This is a genomic window from Rhizobium sp. FG113, from assembly GCF_057809895.1.
Window position 1 is genome coordinate 186,974 of sequence record NZ_JBMDKV010000005.1, and the last position, 18,498, is coordinate 205,471.

Sequence of the window (18,498 nt, forward strand, 5' to 3'; positions counted from 1 at the left end):
CTTGTTGGTAACGCAAGGCTGCCCTTGAATAAAAGCATTGGTCGTTCATAAATAACGCATGGACGCGTGATGGCCGCATTCGCCTAATATCCAGCGCGTCCAGCCAGTTGAAAGGAAGTCTCATGTCCGCCCGCCACACCAAGGTGCTCATCATCGGTTCCGGCCCCGCCGGCTATACCGCTGCCGTCTATGCGGCGCGCGCGATGCTGAAGCCGGTCCTGATTGCAGGGATGGAGCAAGGCGGACAGCTGATGATCACCACCGACGTCGAGAACTATCCGGGCTTCGCCGATCCGATCCAGGGCCCCTGGCTGATGGACCAGATGCTGCAGCAGGCCAAGCACGTCGGCGCCGAGATCGTCAACGACATCGTCACCGAAGTCGAGATGAACCAGCGCCCCTTCGTCGCCCGCACCGATAGCGGCCAGGTCTGGACCGCCGATACGCTGATCATCGCCACCGGCGCCAAGGCCAAGTGGCTCGGCATCGAGAGCGAGCAGACCTTCCAGGGCTTCGGCGTTTCCGCCTGCGCCACCTGCGACGGCTTCTTCTATCGCAACAAGGATGTGATCGTGGTCGGCGGCGGCAACTCGGCCGTCGAGGAAGCGCTGTATCTCTCGAACATCGCCAAGACCGTAACGGTCGTTCACCGCCGCGACAGTTTCCGCTCGGAAAAGATCCTGCAGGAACGCATCTTCGCCAAGGAGAACGTCAAGATCCTCTGGAACACCGAGATCGCCGAAATCACCGGCGCGCCGTCCAAGCCGCCAATGCCGCCGTCAGTATCGGGCGTTCGCCTGCGCGATACGCGCACCGGCACTGTTGCCGACCACACGATCGACGGCGTCTTCGTGGCCATCGGCCATGCGCCGGCAACGGAGCTCTTCAAGGGCAAGCTGAAGCTGAAGGACAACGGCTACCTCTGGACCGCGCCCGATTCGACCGCGACCTCGGTCGAGGGCGTTTACGCGGCCGGCGATGTCACCGACGACACCTTCCGCCAGGCGATCACCGCCGCCGGCATGGGCTGCATGGCAGCGCTCGAGGCCGAACGTTATCTCACGGGCCACATGCCCGTCGCCGTAGCTGCGGAGTAATATCGGCATGAGGGGTGGTGGAATGCCGTTGGACTGGGACAAGCTGCGTATTTTCCACGCAGCTGCCGAAGCCGGTTCGTTCACGCACGCGGCCGACAAGCTGCATCTGTCCCAATCCGCGATCAGCCGTCAGGTGAGCGCGCTGGAGCAGGATGTCGGCACCAAGCTGTTCCACCGCCACGCCCGCGGCCTCATCCTCACCGAACAGGGCGAGCTGCTCTATCGCACCGCGCATGACGTGCTCTTGAAGCTCGAAACCGTGAAGATGCAGCTCACCGAGACGACGGAAACGCCGTCGGGCAAGCTGCGCGTGACCACCACCGTCGGTCTCGGCCAAGGCTGGCTCACGGACAAGATCCAGGAGTTCATGCAGCTCTATCCGGATGTCCAGATTCAGCTCATCCTCGACAACGAGGAAGTGGATGTGAACATGCGCTATGCCGATTGCGCGATCCGCCTGCGCCAGCCGCAGCAATCTGATCTCATCCAGCGCAAGCTGTTCACTGTGCACATGCACGTCTATGCGGCCCCCTCCTATATCAACCGTTATGGCGAGCCGCAGGCGGTCGAGGATCTCGACAACCACCGAATCATCACCTTCGGCGAACCGGCGCCGAACTATCTGCTCGACGTGAACTGGCTCGAAATCGCCGGCCGCTCGTCCGACAACAAGCGCATTCCGCACCTGCAGATCAACAGCCAGACCTCGATCAAGCGCGCCTGCCTTCTCGGCATGGGCGTCGCCTGCCTGCCCGACTATATCGTCGGCCGCGACCCGGGCCTGATTCAGCTGCCGATCAACGCCGACGTGCCGTCCTTCGACACCTATTTCTGCTATCCCGACGAAATGAAGAACGCCGCCAAGCTCAAGGCTTTCCGCGACTTCATCGTCAGCAAGGCCAGAAACTGGAGCTTCTAACTGTTTTTACGGCGAAATTTGCAGCCGTGCAGTTCACGCATGTCTGACATGCACAAAAATTGGTTGCCGGCTGCACATTAAAACACCATATCAACCTCAGCTGATGCACACGGTGGCTTTTCCTCCCAGTTCCACCGCATTAGCTGTTCCCCTCTGGAGGTTTAGACCTTCATACCTATAAAGGGCCCCGAGCTTTCGGTGGCCCTCTTTTTTTGCCTTGATTTGCCCTAATTTTCCGCATCGCAGCATAAAATGCTGCATTGCATAGCAGGCATGCGCAAAAGGGCATTGAAATCTGCCCGCCAAAGCATCATATCGCACTCAGTTGATGCACATGGCGGTTCTCTCCCAGTGCCGCTGCATTAGCTGTTCCCCTCTGGAGGTTGAATAACCTTCACACCTTAAAGGGCCCCGTTCATTCGGTGGCCCTCTTTTTTTGCTTAAAATTTAACCACGGAAAAAATCGCACGCGCCGTTCGCGCATGTCTTGAACATCGAAAACCGTCGATCCATATATCGATCAGAAACGATTTATGGTTCGGCAAACGACGATGGACAACGACGAAATCCTGAAAGCGATATCCCATCCCAAGCGGATGGAGATCCTGAACTGGCTGAAGAATCCCGAAGAGCATTTCTCTTCGCAGGAGCACCCGCTCGAGATGGGTGTCTGCGCCAGCCAGTTCGAACGCTGCGGCCTCTCCCAATCGACCGTCTCCGCGCATCTGGGCACGCTCAGCCGCGCCAATCTGGTGACCACGCGCCGGGTCGGTCAGTGGATCTTCTATAAGCGCAACGAAGAAACCATCGCTGCCTTCCTCAAGCAACTGGCACAGGATCTCTGACCATGCCCCTCGCCCTCCTCGTCCTGGCGCTCAGCGCTTTTGCGATCGGCACGACCGAATTCGTCATCATGGGCCTGCTGCCCGAAGTCGCCACCGACCTTGCGGTGACCATCCCGCAAGCCGGCTGGCTCGTTACCGGTTATGCGCTCGCTGTCGCCGTCGGCGCCCCTGTCATGGCGGTCTCCACCGCGCACCTGAAACGCCGCACGGCGCTAATCGCGCTCATGGCCTTCTTCATCGCCGGCAATCTGCTCTGCGCGCTGGCGCCGAGCTACTGGGTGCTGATGATCGCACGTGTCGTCACCGCGCTCTGCCATGGCGCCTTCTTCGGCATCGGCTCGGTCGTCGCCGCCAGCCTGGTGGCACCGGATCGCCGCGCCCGCGCCGTAGCGCTGATGTTCACCGGCCTGACGCTTGCCAACGTGCTCGGCGTGCCGCTCGGCACCGCCATCGGCCAGGCATTCGGCTGGCGCTCGACATTCGCGGTCGTCACCGTCCTCGGCGTCATCACCATCGCCGGCCTGATCGCCGTCCTCCCCAAGGACCGCCAGGAAGAACAGGGCAACATCTTCCGCGAGATTGCCGCTCTGAAGAACGGCCACCTCTGGCTGGCGCTGTCGACCACCGTCTTCTTCTCCGCCTCGATGTTCGCCCTCTTCACTTACATCGCGCCGCTGCTGCGGGATATCACCGGTCTGTCGCCGCAGGGCGTCACCTGGACGCTGTTCCTGATCGGCCTCGGCCTCACTGTCGGCAATCTGCTGGGCGGCAAGCTGGCCGACTGGAAGCTCGGGCCGACGCTCGCCGGCGTCTTCGCGATGATCGCCGTGACCTCGGTCGCCTTCGGCTTCACCAGCCCCTATTTCATCGCCGCCGAAATCACCCTCTTCGTCTGGGCCGTGGCGACCTTCGCCGCCGTCCCAGCCCTGCAGGTCGGCGTCGTGCACTTCGGCAAGGATGCGCCCAATCTTGTCTCGACGATCAATATCGGCGCCTTCAACACCGGCAACGCGCTCGGCGCCTGGGCAGGCGGCATGGCCATCGAGCTTGGCTTCGACATGACCCGCGTACCGCTCGTCGCCGCCTTCATGGCCCTGATCGGCCTTGTCGTCACGGCACTTACCTATCTCTCCGCCAAGGGCAAGGCAGCCATGCCTGCCCCGGCTGAATGATCCTTCCAACGCCCCCAAACCACTAGCACCACCGAAAGGACTTCCCATGAGCAAGCTCTTCGAACCGACCCAGGTTGGCGACATCACTGTCAAGAACCGCATCGTCATGGCCCCGCTGACCCGCAACCGCTCGCCGGGCGCCGTGCCTAATGACCTCAACGTCGAATATTACACGCAGCGCGCCTCCGCCGGCCTGATCGTCACCGAAGCGACCGCGATCACCCATCAGGGCCAGGGCTATGCCGACGTCCCCGGCCTCTACAGCAAGGAAGCCCTGGATGGCTGGAAGCGCGTGACCGACGCCGTGCACGCCCATGGCGGCAAGATCGTCGTCCAGATGTGGCATGTCGGCCGTATCTCGCACACGACGCTGCAGCCGAACGGCGGCAAGCCGGTCTCCTCGAGCAACAAGACCGCCAAGTCGAAGACTTACCTCGTCAACGCCGACGGCACCGGCAGCTTCGCCGAGACCTCCGAGCCGCGCGCGCTTGAAACCGCCGAGATCGCCGGCATCGTCGAGGATTACCGCAAGGCCGCCCGCGCCGCGATTGATGCCGGCTTCGATGGCGTCGAGATCCACGCCGCCAACGGCTACCTGATCGACCAATTCCTGCGCGCCGACATCAACGACCGCACCGACCAGTATGGCGGCTCGATCGAAAACCGCGCCCGCTTCCTGTTCGAAGTGGTCGATGCGATCACCAAGGAAATCGGCCCGCGCGTCACCGGCATCCGTATCTCGCCGGTCACCCCCGCCAACGACGCATCGGACGCCGCGCCGCAGCCGCTCTTCGATTATGTTGTCGAGGGTCTTGCGAAATACGATCTCGCCTTCATCCACGTGATCGAGGGCGCTACCGGCGGCGACCGCAACTTCCAGCAGGGCGACAAGCCCTTCGACTATGCCGGCCTGCGCGCCGCCTATGAAAAGGCAGGCGGCAAGGCAAGCTGGATGGTCAACAACGGCTATGATCGCCAGCTCGCCATCGACACTGTCGAGAGCGGCAAGGCCGACCTGATCGCCTTCGGCAAGCCCTTCATCGCCAACCCCGATCTCGTCGAGCGTCTCAAGGCCAACGCCCCGCTCAACGAACTCGACCAGGCCACCCTCTATGGCGGCGGCCCGAAGGGCTACATCGATTACCCGGTCCTCGAAAAGGTCGCTTGATCGACACCAAGCCTCGAAATCCCGCCACCCGGCGGGATTTCTTTTTTAGGCGACCTCATTTCCCTTCCCAGCCGCGACCGGCTAGCATCCCGTCCATGTTCAAGCCCTATCTCGACCGCTGGAACCTCACCCCCGACGGTGCGCCTGTCGTCACCCACTCCAGCAACCTCCTGCCCGTGCTGTGGCGCGGCAAGGCGGCCATGCTGAAGCTCAGCGCCGACGAAGCCGAGCGGTCTGGCGCCGCCGTGATGCACTGGTGGGACGGAAACGGTGCGGCGAAGGTCTATTGCCACGACGCCGATGCGATCGTGCTAGAGCGTGCCGAAGGCCGCCGCACGCTGCTCGCCATGGCTTCAGAGGGAGAGGACGACGAGGCAAGCCGCATCCTCTGCGACACCGCCGCCAAACTGCATGCGCCGCGCCAAACACCGCAGCCGCCGCTCATTCCCCTTGCTCGATGGTTCCGCGATCTCGCACCGGCCGCCGGCAAATACGGCGGCGTGCTCACCGGTTGCCACGAAATCTCCACCGCCCTGCTCGCCGAACCGCGCGACGAGACCGTCCTGCACGGCGATATCCACCACGGCAACGTCCTCGATTTCGAAGAACACGGCTGGCTGGCGATCGACCCGAAGGGCCTAGTTGGCGAGCGCGGCTTCGACTACGCCAACATCTTCGCCAACCCGGAACTCTCGACGGTCACCGATCCCGATCGGCTCCGTCGCCAACTCCCCATCATAGCGGCTGCCGCCAACATCGAGCCCGCGCGCCTGCTGCGCTGGATCGCCGCCTATTGCGGCCTCTCCGCTGCCTGGTTTCTCGACGACGGCATGTCATCGGAAGCGCAAAGCCCGCTGACGGTCGCCAGCATCGCGCTCGCGGAACTGAGCCAAGGCTAGCCACGCGGCGCAACTGCGCCCGCCACCTCGCCAGCCTTCTGCTCCTCCAAGCAGCCGAGCGACGACAAGGTCATCCTGACGGCCTCATCAACAGGCGTCCGCGGCTCGAAACCGAGTTCAGCCACCAGCCGGTCATTGCTCATCCGGATCGGCTCGCGCCAGAGATAGCGCATCTCCTTTAATTCGCGCATGAAGGTCACGAAGGGTGCCGCCAGCGGCACGACGAACCAGGGAAAACCCCGCACCTTCACCCGCCCGCCAACGACGCGCCTGATCGCCTCGACCATCTGCTGCCCATCGCGATCCCAGAAACCGTCCATGTGATAGACGGCGAAATCAGGCAGCCGATCGCGGCGCTCTACCAATTGCACCATCGTTTCCGCCACATCAGGCAGATAGGCCCATTGATGCCCCACACCCTTGCGTGCCGGGTTGGTCACAGTGGAAACAGGCTTGCCCGGCGTGATCATGCCCTGCGAGAACCAGCTGCTCCCCGCCCCCGGCCCGAAGAAATCGCCGGCGCGCACGATGATGACAGGCGCCCCGTCTCGCGATGCGGCCTCCAATCGCTTTTCCATCTCGACGCGGATGGCGCCCTTCTTCGTCACCGGATGCTGCGGGCTATCCTCGCGCAGAACAGGAAAGGCATCCGGCCCGAAATTGTAGACTGTGCCGGGAAGCACGATCGTTGCGCCGACCGCCTTGGCGGCCGCGATCGTATTGTCGAGCATCGGCAGCACCAGCTTTTCCCAGTCGCGATAGCCGGACGGATTGACGGCGTGCACGATCAAGCTCGCCCCTTCAGCGGCGGCCATCACATCGGCAGCACGCATCGCATCTCCCTGCACCCAGTTCAAACAGGGCTCGGCGGCGCGCGCCTTTTCCACATTGCGATTGAGCGCCCGGACATGCCAGCCGCGCGAAACAAGCTTGCGGGCAACCGCGCCGCCAATGCCACCGGTTGCTCCGAGTACAAGTGCGATCTGCTGTGTCATCATCGTCTCCATCTGTTGATGAAGAGATGATGCGCTGACGCAGCGATAAACGAAATTGACGAAATTCGTATCTCATCTATACGTATTTGAATGACAACAGAGCCAAGCTGGGATTTCTACCGCACCCTTCTCGCCGTGCTCCACCACGGCTCGCTATCGGCTGCGGCCCGCGAGCTCGGCCTGACGCAGCCGACCATCGGCCGCCATATCGACGCGCTGGAAGAGATCGTCGGCACCCAGCTCTTCGTCCGCTCGCAGAGCGGCCTGATGCCGACTGAAGCCGCCCTCGAACTCAAGCCCTATGCCGAAACGCTGGCCTCAACCTCCGCCGCCCTCCTTCGCACTGCCTCCGGCCATCGCGACCGCATCGCCGGCCCGGTCCGCATCAGCGCCAGCGAGGTGATCGGTGTCGAGGTGCTGCCCTCGATCCTGGCGCCGCTGATGGAGCAGTACCCGGAGCTCGAGATCGAGCTCTCCGCCTCCGACGCGGTCGAGGATCTGCTGAGCCGCGAAGCCGATATCGCCGTGCGCATGAGCGAGCCGACACAGGAAGCGCTGGTGGTGCGCCGCATCGGCGACATTCCGCTCGGCTTTCACGCCCATCGCCGCTATCTCGACCATCGCGGCACGCCAGAGACCCTGGCCGACCTCGAAGGCCATCGCCTGATCGGCTTCGACCGGCACACCGGCTATGTGAGGACGATGCTGAAACGCTACCCCGTCTTCGCCGACCTCACCTTCGGCTTCAAGGCCGATAGCACGCTGGCGCAGATGGCGGCGATCCGGTCGGGATTGGGGATAGGGATGTGCCAGACTGGCCTGGCGGCGTCGGATGAAAATCTCGTCCACCTTCTTCCGCAGGCGTTTCAAATCCCGCTTGCCACCTGGGTGGTGATGCACGAGGCGATCAAGACCTCGCCGCGCTACCGCGTCACCTTCGATGCGCTGGTCACGGGCCTGCTCGATTATATCAGGGAAGGAGCGCTCGGCCGCCGGGACTGACGGAACGCCTCATGAAGAGTGCGATCGGTCAAGCGCGTGGCGACGTTGCGGCCTGGTGGGTCTTCCAGTTTCCATCGACCACCTCGGTCTCCGGACGGTCGCCACCCTCGGCATATTCCTCGTGCCACTTGCCTTTGTCGTCCTGCCAGCTGATTTCGGCGGAATCGCCGCCGACCTGCTGCTCGGCCGCCACGATACGGGCCGCCTCAAGCGCTTCGGAATGTGTCGGGAAGGCCTCGGAATACACGTTTCCCAGCCGGTAGGCCCAGCCGCCATCGTGCTGGACGACTTCATAGACCACCTTGACCATGCACTTCACTCCTCTTTTGCTTGGTTCAACACACCGAACCGACAGGATTGGATCCTGTTCCGCGCGGTGCCATCTGGCAAAAAGACGAGACGCGCCGCGATATGCTTCCGGCTGACCGATGAGGCAGTATTCCATTAAATGCCCAAGACTGCAAACCTGCCCCGCGCAATCGCCGACTTGATATGTGAAATCATCGCCTTAGACTTGAGACATGAATCAAGATCGGAGCTCGACGTTGGGGATAGTGTCACGCCTGAAAACCGAACGGTACCTGCTGATCGCGATTGCGGTCGGCGTGGCGGCGTTTCTGTCGGAACACGCGATCATGGAGATGGGCCAGGGCGCTGCCCTGATTGCAGCTGCCGCCCTCATCGTGACCATCGTTCTCGCCTCCATGCGTGTGGCCCATCACGCCGAAATCCTCGCCATCAAGGTCGGCGATCCCTATGGCACGATGATCCTGACGCTCTCGGCCGTCGCCGTCGAGGTCATCATCCTCGCCATCATGATGGCCGGCGAAAGCTCGCCGACGCTGGTGCGCGACACGATCTATTCGGCGCTGATGCTCGATATAAACGGCATCCTCGGCCTTGCCGCCTTGCTCGGCGGCCTGAAGCACGGGGAGCAACCCTATAACGACAATTCCGGCAAGACCTATGGCGTGATGATCCTGACAGCCATCGGCATCTCGATGATCGTCCCGGAATTCGTGCCCGACGAGAAATGGCACTATTATTCCGCCTTCACCATCGTCGCGATGATCGCGCTCTACGCGCTTTTCCTGCGAATGCAGGTCGGCCAACACAGCTATTTCTTCAGCTACAGCTACCCCCGCGCCGAGCGCAAGCAGGACGCATCGGAGGACCATGGCGACGAAGGGTCGACGGCGGTCTCGATCGCCACGATCCTGGCGGGCGTCGTCATCATCGGCCTGCTGGCTGAATTCATGTCGGCCTTCATGACGACGGGCCTCAAGGGCACCGGCGCGCCGATCGGCCTCACCGCGCTCGTCGTCGCGACCATATCGGCCGCGCCCGAGATCCTGACCGCGCTTCGCGCCGCGTTGAAGAACCGCATGCAGGCAACCGTCAACATCGCCATGGGCGCCTCGCTCTCGACCGTCATTCTGACCGTCCCGGTCATGGAGGCGATCGCGCTCTACACCGGCCAACCCTTCATCATGGCGATGACGCCGGTGCAAACAGTCATGGTCACCATCACCCTGATTGCCGCCGCCATCAACCTAAACGATGGCGAGACCAACGCGATCGAGGGAATGACCCACTTCATCCTGTTCGCGACGTTCCTGATGCTGGCGAGCCTGGGGCTATAGCGGCACATAGAATCCGAAATCAACGCCTTAGGGCGAAAAGCTGAATCGGATTACCAACTGAGAAAGCCGATTACGCCGCGATCTTGTCGTAGAGAACGGCGCGATTGCGCCCGCTATCCTTGGCGGCATAAAGCGCCGCATCGGCCATCTTGAGCAGATCGCTCCAGGAGCGGCCCGCATCCGCGCTTGTTGCAACGCCGATGCTGACGGTGAGCGGCACGCGCTGACCGTTGCTGTCCACTTCGAGCTTGCCGATCACATCGACCAGACGCTCGGCCGCCTTCATGGCTTCCAAGGCGTTCGTCTTCGGCAGATAGGCCGCGAACTCCTCGCCGCCGAGACGCGCGAAGCTGCCGCTGGCATTAAGGTTGCGGCTGATCGCATCGGCGAAGCTGACGAGCACCTGATCGCCGGTATCGTGGCCGAAGCGGTCGTTGACCTGCTTGAACAGGTCGAGATCCATCAACAGCAGCGCATCGTCCCCGCGCATGACCTTCGGCATCCGCGAGGTGAACCAGCGGCGGTTGCCGACGCCCGTCAGCATGTCCGTATCGGCCACATGCCGCAGCGCCGCCTCGGCGCGCTCCTTCACGAGGATGATCACGAAGAGCGCGATCGCGAAATGGCAGATGATGCGGATGAAGAACGCCCAGCGCGGCGTCATCGGAGCGATCGCCGGCGTCAGCATGGCAACGACGATGAGCAAGGCCAGAAGCGACGACAGCGCAATCACGCAAGACAGCACGATCCGCACCGGCAGCCGTTCCGGCCGCCGATCGTGCAGCACGGTGGCCGTGGCCGCCGCAAGTGACAGGAAGGAAACGAAATTCCCGACCGCGCCGCGAAGCGCGTCGACCAGGTAGAATCGCGTCACGACCGCGGTCACGATCAGCACCGCTGGAATGACCAGCACGAGCCAATCGATCCGCCGCCGCCGGCCGCTGCTGAGCTGGCGCATGCCGACCCAGAAGACCGAATAGCCGATGAGACCGAATACAAAGGTGCCGAACGTCCATATTTCATGGGAGAGCACCGAACGCTCACCCAGCCCCGCCAAGGTCGACGACATCGCCAGCGACAAGAAGCCGATCGCCAGCGTGCCCAACCCCTCACCGCGCTTCGACTGCCAGCGCGTGTAGAGAAAGCAAAGAGCGCCGACGAGAAACGAGCATTGATGCAACAGGAGAACCGTTGCGAGGTCGAGCTGGAAGGATTGAAGCGTCATGATCCGGAGGCAATGAAATCTATAAAAACACCGCACCAATAGACGCCAGTCATTAGCGATCCTTAAATGGGCGGGAGCAAAACACACCCGCAACAAAAAACCCGCCGTCGCCGGCGGGTTTCGAAGTTCAAGCGAGACTGCTTACTTGCAGGCACCGCAGAAGCGCTGGATACGCTTGCAGGCTTCTTCCAGCAGTGCTTCCGAGGTCGCGTAGGAGATGCGGAAGTTCGGGCCGAGGCCGAAGGCCGAGCCGTGAACCACGGCAACACCTTCCGATTCCAGCAGTTCGGACACGAAGTCCTCGTCCGTCTCGATGACCTTGCCCGTCGGCGCCGTCTTGCCGATCAGGCCGGCGCAGGACGGGTAGACGTAGAAGGCGCCTTCCGGGTTCGGGCACGAAATGCCCTTGGCCTGGTTCAGCATCGAAACGACGAGGTCGCGGCGGCCTTCGAAGATCTTCTTGTTCTCGGGAATGAACGCCTGCGTGCCGTTGAGCGCTTCGACAGCGGCCCACTGCGCGATCGACGATGCGCCCGAGGTCTGCTGGCCCTGGATCATGTCCATGGCCTTGATCAGCTGGATCGGGCCGGCCGCGTAGCCGATACGCCAGCCGGTCATCGCGTAGGCCTTCGATACGCCGTTCATAGTGAGCGTGCGGTCATAGAGCTTCGGCTCGACTTCGACGGGCGTGACGAACTTGAAGTCGCCATAGGTCAGGTGCTCATACATGTCGTCGGTCAGGATCCAGACATGCGGATGCTTGAGCAGCACGTCCGTCAGAGCCTTCAGCTCGTCATGCGTATAGGCGGCACCCGACGGGTTGGACGGCGAGTTGAAGATGAACCACTTCGTCTTCGGCGTGATCGCCTTGTCGAGATCTTCAGCCTGGAGCTTGAAGTTGTTTTCCTGCGTCGTCATGACTGTAACAGGCGTACCGCCGCACAGGGCCACCATTTCAGGATACGACACCCAGTAAGGAGCCGGGATGACGACTTCATCGCCGGCATTCAGGGTTGCCATGAAGGCGTTGAAAAGAATCTGCTTTCCGCCGGTGCCGACGATCGTCTGCTCCCAGGAATAATCCAGGCCGTTCTCGCGCTTGAACTTCGCGGCAATCGCCTTGCGCAGTTCAGGGATACCGGAAACCGGCGTGTACTTCGTCTCGCCGCGGTTGATCGCGTCGATCGCCGCCTGCTTGATATTGTCGGGCGTATCGAAGTCCGGCTCACCGGCGCCAAGACCGATCACGTCACGGCCTTTTGCTTTCAACTCGCGCGCTTTCTGGGAAACGGCGATGGTGGCGGAAGGCTTCACACGGGAAAGAGCATCGGCAAGAAAGGCCATGATATCGGTCCTATACGGTTTGATTTTAGCAGACGGCCGGGGCCGGATTTCTGCGCTACGGTCTATGTCCAATGTAGGCAGGCTTTTCAAGGCCAAAGGCGTGATGAAACGGATGATTCTTCGTGATCATTCGCGCCATCGGGATCGTGATTCGCATAATCCGAAGCCGCCTCATCGAGGCGATCCCGATTTACGCCCTGAAATCAAAAACTTCGCCAAATCGGCCCTTCGCCACGAATTGGCCGCAACAAATGCCGTGGCATGCCGCAATTCGGTCGCGAGCCCGCCGAGATCGAAGCCGCATTCTCTAGTCTCCGAAATTGGTTACTGAGGGCATGCCATGTTTCTGGAAGATGAAGTCACCTTGAGGCGGCTGCGCGCCGCCCGCGTTTCCATATCCCTGCTGATCGCATTCGTGGCATTCGCCGCCTCCGTTCTGGTTACATCAGGACTGGTGACGGCCGCCTATGCGGCCGATGAAAGCCAGCCGAAAGCCCGCGAGCTCGCCGGCCTGATCAAGCCGAACGACGTCAACAGCGGCTCGCTCCTCTTTCCCGCCAAGGAACCCGGCTTCTTCGTCGAGGCGCCGCGCCTGAAGACCGACGTCGAGATGGACGTCACCGGGCCCATCGCCCGCGTCAAGGTCACCCAGCGCTTCCAGAACCCGAGCAAGGGATGGGTCGAGGGCACCTACGTCTTCCCGCTGCCTGAAAATTCCGCCGTCGACGTCCTGAAGATGCAGATCGGCGACCGCTTCATCGAAGGCCAGATCAAGCCGCGCGAGCAGGCCCGTCAGATCTACGAGCAGGCCAAGGCCGAGGGCAAGAAGACCGCCCTCCTGGAACAGCAACGCCCCAACATCTTCACCAACCAGGTCGCCAATATCGGCCCCGGCGAAACCATCGTCGTGCAGGTCGAATACCAGCAGACGGTGCACCAGTCCGGCGGCGAGTTCTCGCTGCGCTTCCCGATGGTCGTGGCACCCCGCTACAATCCAGCGCCGATCGTCCAGACCGTCGAATTCAACAACGGCGCCGGCTTCGCCGTCCCGTCCGATCCGGTCAAAAACCGCGAGAAGATCACCGCACCGGTGCTCGACCCGCGCGAAAATGCCAAGATCAACCCTGTCGCGCTGACCGTAAAGCTGAAGGCCGGCTTCCCGCTCGGCGACGTCAAATCCTCCTTCCACGATGTCGATATCAAGACTGACGGCGACGAGAACCGCGTCATCGCGTTGAAGAATGAGACGGTTCCGGCCGACAAGGATTTCGAGCTCACCTGGAAGGCGGCCCCCGGCAAGACGCCAAGCGCCGGCCTGTTCCGCGAAGTGCGCGACGGCAAGACCTATCTGCTTGCCTTCGTCACCCCGCCCGCGACGCCGGATGCGGCAGCAGCCCCCTTAAAGCGCGAGGTCGTCTTCGTCATCGACAATTCCGGCTCCATGTCCGGCCCATCGATCGAGCAGGCGAAAGAGAGCCTGGCGCTCGCCATCTCCAGGCTCAACGCCGACGACCGCTTCAACGTCATCCGTTTCGACGACACGATGACCGATTATTTCAACGGCCTCGTCGCCGCCTCCCCCGATAATCGCGAAAAGGCGATATCCTATGTCAGGGGCCTGAACGCCGATGGCGGCACCGAAATGCTGCCCGCGCTGCAGGACGCGCTGCGCAACCAGGGCTCGGTCGCGGCGGGCGCGCTGCGCCAGGTCGTCTTCCTCACCGACGGTGCGATCGGCAACGAGCAGCAGCTCTTCACCGAGATCACCCAGAACCGTGGAGACGCCCGCGTCTTCACCGTCGGCATCGGCTCGGCGCCCAACTCCTACTTCATGACCAAGGCCGCCGAGATGGGCCGCGGCACCTTCACCCAGATCGGCTCCACCGACCAGATCGCCACGCGCATGGCCGAGCTGTTCCAGAAGCTGCAGAACCCCGCGATGACCGATATCGCCGCGACCTTCGAAAACGCCAAGGCCGAGGACATCACCCCGAACCCGATGCCCGACCTCTACACCGGCGAACCCGTGGTGCTGACCGCAGAACTCCCGGACGCCAAGCCGACGGGCAAACTGCAGATAACGGGCAAGACCGGCGTCCAGCCGTGGCGCGTCGAGATGGATATCGCCAACGCCGCTGACGGCCAGGGCATCTCCAAGCTCTGGGCACGCCGCAAGATCGACGACCTCGAAGCCCGCGCCTATGAGCGGCAGGACCCGACAGCACTCGACAAGGACGTCGAGACCGTGGCGCTCGCCCATCACTTGGTCTCACGCATGACCAGCCTCGTCGCCGTCGACGTCACCCCGTCGCGGCCACAGGATAAGCCGCTGGATTCGGCCAAGCTCCCGCTCAACCTGCCCGATGGCTGGGACTTCGAGAAAGTCTACGGCGAGACCGCCCCTGCCCCTCAGGCACCTTCAGGCAACGGACCCGACCACGCCATGGCTGCCCCACTGCAGCAGGTGGCGGAGCTCGCGGCAACCCGCATGGCGGCCGCCCCGACACCCAAGGCGGCCAACCTGATCGCCCAGCGCTCGGCCTCCATCCAGTTGCCGCAGACCGCCACCCGCGCCGACGAGCAGATCGCCCGTGGTGTGACCATGATGGTACTGGCACTGCTGGCCGCAACCGGGCTGATGGCTTGGAAGCGCCGCAACGCCATGGCAGGAGGAACCCGCCGTGGCCATTAGAACGGGCAGAACCAGCGGAGCCGGGCCGGCCGATGACTTCGGCCCGCTTCCCACCTATCTGGAACTCGCCATGGCGACAGCGGCGGCAACCGCCTTCGATACGCCTGATAACAAGCTGTCCTCCGCGCTATTGCCGCGCTTCTCGGTGGTCGAGAAGGTGATCGCGACAGGCATCGCTATCCTGGCCCTCTATGGAATGATCCTGATCAGCGACGGCATCTACATCAAAGCGAAGGCGCAGCTGTCGCAATTCCTGCTGGCGCGCGCCTTTGCGGCCGAACTGCGCGGCGAGGATGCCAAGCCCTGGCCCTGGGCCGACTTTACCACCGAGGCGAAGGTCAGCGCCCCGCGCCTCGGCAAGCAGGCGATCGTTCTCTCCGGTGCCTCCGGCGAAGCCCTTGCCTTCGGCCCCGCCTGGCTCACCAACACGCCGCAGCCGGGAGACGAAGGCACATCCGTCATCGCCGCCCATCGCGACACCCATTTCCGCTGGCTGAAGGACGTCAAGCCGGGCGATGAGATCGAGGTGACGCGCCGCGACGGCGAACGCCTGATCTTCAAGGCCGGCGAAGGCCGCGTCGTCTCCTGGGACAACAGCGGCATCGACCCCGCGGCGCATGGCCATAACCTCGTGCTGGCAACCTGCTGGCCCTTCGGCGCCACCGAACGCGGGCCGCTCCGCTACATCGTCGAGGCCGAGCTTGTGGACGCGAGAGCGACCGGTTCCGTTCAAGGCCGAAACACAATGCCGTTACCCCCTCTGCCTTGAGGGTTGAAGCAAGGCGCCTGCTCCTCCAACTCTCAGGCGGATTGACATTTGTAAGCTGGCATTAGGGGATGGGGAATGAGATCAGTTTCGACACTTCGGATCGGTAGAGCGCCAGGGATCGGCATGCTGCTGGCGGCGGTTGTCGCGCAGTCCGCCCCGGTCATGGCCGCCGACACGGTCGAGACCAAGAAGGTCCAGGTTCAGGTCGAAACGATCGCCTCGGGGCTGGAGCATCCCTGGGCGGTGGCCGTCCTTCCCGATGGCGGCTATCTCGTCACCGAACGCCCGGGCCGCCTGCGGATCATCCGGGACGGCAAGCTCTCCGCGCCGATATCCGGCGTGCCCAAGGTCTACGCCAGAAGCCAGGGCGGCCTGATGGACGTGGAACTGGCACCCGATTTTGCGACCTCGCGAACCCTCTATCTCACGGCCGCGACCCCGGGTGACGGCGGCTCCGGCACCGAAGCCTTCAGCGCCACGCTTTCGGCCGACGGAACCGCGCTTGAGAACGTCAAGTCGATCTTCAAGATGCGCAAGTTCACCAGCGGCAGCATCCAGTATGGTTCCCGCATCGCCATCGCCAAGGATGGCTCGCTCTTCATCAGCATCGGCGACCGCGGCGATCGTGACCGCTCGCAGGACTGGCAGGACGATGCCGGCGCGATCGTCCATATCAATGCCGATGGCAGCATCCCCAATGACAACCCCTTCAAGGATGGCGTAAAAGCACTGCCGGAAATCTGGTCGAAGGGCCACAGGAACCCGCAGGGCATCACCTTCGATAGCGCCGACGGCAAACTCTATACCGTCGAGCACGGCGCGCGCGGCGGCGACGAGATCAACGGCATCGAGCCGGGCAAGAACTACGGCTGGCCGATCATCACCTACGGCCGCGACTATTCCGGCGCCGAGATCGGCGAAGGCACAGCGAAGAAGGGTCTGGAACAGCCGCTCTATTACTGGGACCCCTCGATCGCACCGGGCGCTGTCGCCATCTATCGCGGCAAGATGTTTCCTGAATGGAATGGCGACTTCCTGGTCGCAGCCCTAAAATTCCAGCTCCTGTCGCGCATGCAGCGCGATGACAGCGGCGCTTTCGTCGCCGAGGAGCGCATCTTCGACGGCGCCTATGGCCGCATGCGCGATATCGTGGTGGCGCCCGACGGCGCGCTTCTGATCGTCACCGACGAGGACGATGGTGCGCTGCTGCGCGTCTCCCGGGCGCCTGCGAACAACGGCTGATCTCATCGGCAGGCGTCGCCTTGCTGCGGTCGAACGAAACTGGTAACGGTCGCCCATCTCGACCACCCCGTTTTCGGCCGCAAAGCGCTAACCCCGTCTGGCCGACCTCCCAGATTGAGGCTTACATGACGCGCATACAGGCGAACCTTGTTCTATTGCTGGCTGGCGCCATCTGGGGCGGCGGCTTCGTCGCGCAGTCGACGGCGATGGAAACGATCGGACCGCTCTGGTTCGTCGGCCTGCGCTTCGCCATCGCCACCGTCGCCGTGCTCCCCTTCGCGCTGATCGAGGCGCGCAAGAGCAAGATCAAGACCAGCGGGCGCCACGCGATGCTCTATCTGCTGATCGGCTTGACCCTCTTTGGCGTCATGATCACCCAGCAGATCGGCCTCCAGACGACGACGGTAACCAACTCAAGCTTCCTCACCGGGCTCTACGTCGTGATCGTGCCGATCATCGCCGTGGTCTTTCTGCGCCGGGCGCCGCACTGGATCGTCTGGCCTGGCGCCTTGATGGCCTTGACCGGCATCTACCTTCTGTCGGGTGGCGACATGTCGACCCTGTCGCGCGGCGATATCCTGACGATCTTCTGCGCCGTCTTCTCCGCCGGACAGATCACGCTCGCAGGCATCATCGTCTCCGAGACCGGCCGAGCCCTGACGTTGTCGGTGGCGCAGTTCGCCGTCACCGCCGTCCTGGCGCTGGCAGCCGCCGTCATTGTCGAACCCATCAGCCTGGCGGCGATCTGGGACGCGGCGCCGGAGATCCTCTATGTCGGCATATTCTCGTCAGGCATTGCATTCTCGCTGCAGATCATCGGCCAGCGCTACACCACCTCCTCGCAGGCGGCCATCTTCCTGTCGTCCGAAGCGCTGTTCGGCGCGGCACTCGGCGCTCTTGTGCTGGGCGAGAAGATTTCCACTCTCGGCTATGTCGGCTGCGCGCTGATGTTCGCGGCAATGCTTCTAGTTGAAATCGTCCCCGAGATAGCCCGCCGACGTCGCCAAAACGGCCTGCTTATCGGCCAAAATCCGGGCTGAAGCCGAAAATATGAAAAAAAGTTTAACGTTCGCGAAGTCGCGCGCACGTTGTAATTTTGGCAAAATCTGCTCCTAAAATATATTGCTCACGATACAAAACGTTATTCAGCGGCGGCTGATGAGTGCTTTTTTTCGTCAAAGGCCAAAACCCACCCGGAATTGGCGCGCGAGGCAGCGTTGCGTCGGAAAACTTTTGCTTGCCAAAAGTGAATAATCGCAGCAATCTCGTGGCGTTCGGGCATTTTGCGAGCATGGGAAGTCCTTAAGATTGTGCGCGCCGGAGACGCTAATACTCCGGTCGGTAGGTTCTAAATAAGCAGGCGGAAGTTCTGCGGAGAACTCTACTGATTTAGAGGGGACCTTTTTCTCACAATTCAATAATTGCCTGTTAGCGTCTCCGTGAGGAGGCAATATCAGTATGCTGCCCGTGTGGATGGCGGGCAGAG

16 protein-coding genes are annotated in these 18,498 nt (G+C 62.5%); 12 read left to right on the plus strand and 4 right to left on the minus strand.

Annotated features, from left to right (window positions below; all coding sequences use genetic code 11):
* The first annotated feature begins 122 nt into the window (after positions 1-122).
* The 6 genes from trxB to ACODTZ_RS15715 all read left to right on the plus strand — a co-directional run bounded on the left by trxB (position 123) and on the right by ACODTZ_RS15715 (position 6,100).
* On the plus strand, positions 123-1,097 hold the full coding sequence (trxB, locus tag ACODTZ_RS15690) for a thioredoxin-disulfide reductase (RefSeq protein ID WP_489026720.1): 975 nt from the start codon (positions 123-125) through the stop codon (positions 1,095-1,097).
* A gap of 22 nt (positions 1,098-1,119) precedes the next feature.
* Positions 1,120-2,016, plus strand: a complete 897-nt coding sequence (locus tag ACODTZ_RS15695; RefSeq protein ID WP_018897426.1) for a LysR family transcriptional regulator VtlR — start codon at positions 1,120-1,122, stop codon at positions 2,014-2,016.
* A gap of 551 nt (positions 2,017-2,567) precedes the next feature.
* Positions 2,568-2,861: an ArsR/SmtB family transcription factor gene (locus tag ACODTZ_RS15700; protein WP_047506019.1), complete on the plus strand. Its 294-nt coding sequence runs from the start codon at positions 2,568-2,570 to the stop codon at positions 2,859-2,861.
* Between the two features lie 2 nt (positions 2,862-2,863).
* Positions 2,864-4,033 carry an MFS transporter gene (locus ACODTZ_RS15705; RefSeq protein WP_489026721.1) on the plus strand — a complete coding sequence of 390 codons (1,170 nt, stop codon included), beginning with the start codon at positions 2,864-2,866 and terminating at the stop codon, positions 4,031-4,033.
* Positions 4,034-4,079: 46 nt separating this feature from the next.
* Complete coding sequence (locus tag ACODTZ_RS15710) at positions 4,080-5,201, plus strand: alkene reductase (protein ID WP_489026722.1); 1,122 nt, start codon at positions 4,080-4,082, stop codon at positions 5,199-5,201.
* A gap of 95 nt (positions 5,202-5,296) precedes the next feature.
* Positions 5,297-6,100, plus strand: coding sequence for an aminoglycoside phosphotransferase family protein (locus tag ACODTZ_RS15715; protein WP_489026723.1), 804 nt, complete (start codon positions 5,297-5,299; stop codon positions 6,098-6,100).
* Here the strand turns inward: ACODTZ_RS15715 and ACODTZ_RS15720 are convergent.
* Positions 6,097-7,095 carry an SDR family NAD(P)-dependent oxidoreductase gene (locus ACODTZ_RS15720; protein WP_489026724.1) on the minus strand — a complete coding sequence of 333 codons (999 nt, stop codon included), beginning with the start codon at positions 7,093-7,095 and terminating at the stop codon, positions 6,097-6,099. The genes ACODTZ_RS15715 and ACODTZ_RS15720 overlap by 4 nt on opposite strands.
* 90 nt (positions 7,096-7,185) lie before the next feature.
* Here ACODTZ_RS15720 and ACODTZ_RS15725 point away from each other — a divergent pair, with 90 nt between their 5' ends.
* Entirely contained in the window at positions 7,186-8,097 is a 912-nt protein-coding gene (locus tag ACODTZ_RS15725) for a LysR family transcriptional regulator (RefSeq protein ID WP_489026725.1), read from the plus strand.
* A 28-nt stretch (positions 8,098-8,125) separates the two neighbouring features.
* Here the strand turns inward: ACODTZ_RS15725 and ACODTZ_RS15730 are convergent, their stop codons facing one another.
* On the minus strand, positions 8,126-8,407 hold the full coding sequence (locus ACODTZ_RS15730) for a DUF2188 domain-containing protein (RefSeq protein WP_018897419.1): 282 nt from the start codon (positions 8,405-8,407) through the stop codon (positions 8,126-8,128).
* 235 nt (positions 8,408-8,642) lie between these two features.
* On the opposite strand from ACODTZ_RS15730, the gene ACODTZ_RS15735 reads away from it, so the two are divergent.
* Positions 8,643-9,740 carry a calcium:cation antiporter gene (locus ACODTZ_RS15735; RefSeq protein WP_113199130.1) on the plus strand — a complete coding sequence of 366 codons (1,098 nt, stop codon included), beginning with the start codon at positions 8,643-8,645 and terminating at the stop codon, positions 9,738-9,740.
* Positions 9,741-9,810: 70 nt separating this feature from the next.
* Here the strand turns inward: ACODTZ_RS15735 and ACODTZ_RS15740 are convergent, their stop codons facing one another.
* The gene (locus ACODTZ_RS15740; RefSeq protein WP_489026726.1) at positions 9,811-10,965 is read right to left on the minus strand and encodes a GGDEF domain-containing protein; all 1,155 of its coding nucleotides are present in this window, start codon (positions 10,963-10,965) and stop codon (positions 9,811-9,813) included.
* 141 nt (positions 10,966-11,106) lie between these two features.
* Positions 11,107-12,309: a pyridoxal phosphate-dependent aminotransferase gene (locus ACODTZ_RS15745; protein ID WP_113199132.1), complete on the minus strand. Its 1,203-nt coding sequence runs from the start codon at positions 12,307-12,309 to the stop codon at positions 11,107-11,109.
* A gap of 340 nt (positions 12,310-12,649) precedes the next feature.
* Here ACODTZ_RS15745 and ACODTZ_RS15750 point away from each other — a divergent pair, with 340 nt between their 5' ends.
* From ACODTZ_RS15750 to ACODTZ_RS15765, 4 genes are all read left to right on the plus strand, one after another.
* Positions 12,650-15,001, plus strand: coding sequence for a marine proteobacterial sortase target protein (locus tag ACODTZ_RS15750; RefSeq protein ID WP_489026727.1), 2,352 nt, complete (start codon positions 12,650-12,652; stop codon positions 14,999-15,001).
* On the plus strand, positions 14,991-15,770 hold the full coding sequence (locus ACODTZ_RS15755; RefSeq protein WP_489026728.1) for a class GN sortase: 780 nt from the start codon (positions 14,991-14,993) through the stop codon (positions 15,768-15,770). The genes ACODTZ_RS15750 and ACODTZ_RS15755 overlap by 11 nt, the downstream gene beginning before the upstream one ends.
* A 123-nt stretch (positions 15,771-15,893) precedes the next feature.
* On the plus strand, positions 15,894-17,012 hold the full coding sequence (locus ACODTZ_RS15760) for a PQQ-dependent sugar dehydrogenase (protein ID WP_489026803.1): 1,119 nt from the start codon (positions 15,894-15,896) through the stop codon (positions 17,010-17,012).
* A gap of 125 nt (positions 17,013-17,137) precedes the next feature.
* Positions 17,138-18,052, plus strand: a complete 915-nt coding sequence (locus ACODTZ_RS15765) for a DMT family transporter (RefSeq protein WP_489026729.1) — start codon at positions 17,138-17,140, stop codon at positions 18,050-18,052.
* Positions 18,053-18,498 lie beyond the last annotated feature (446 nt).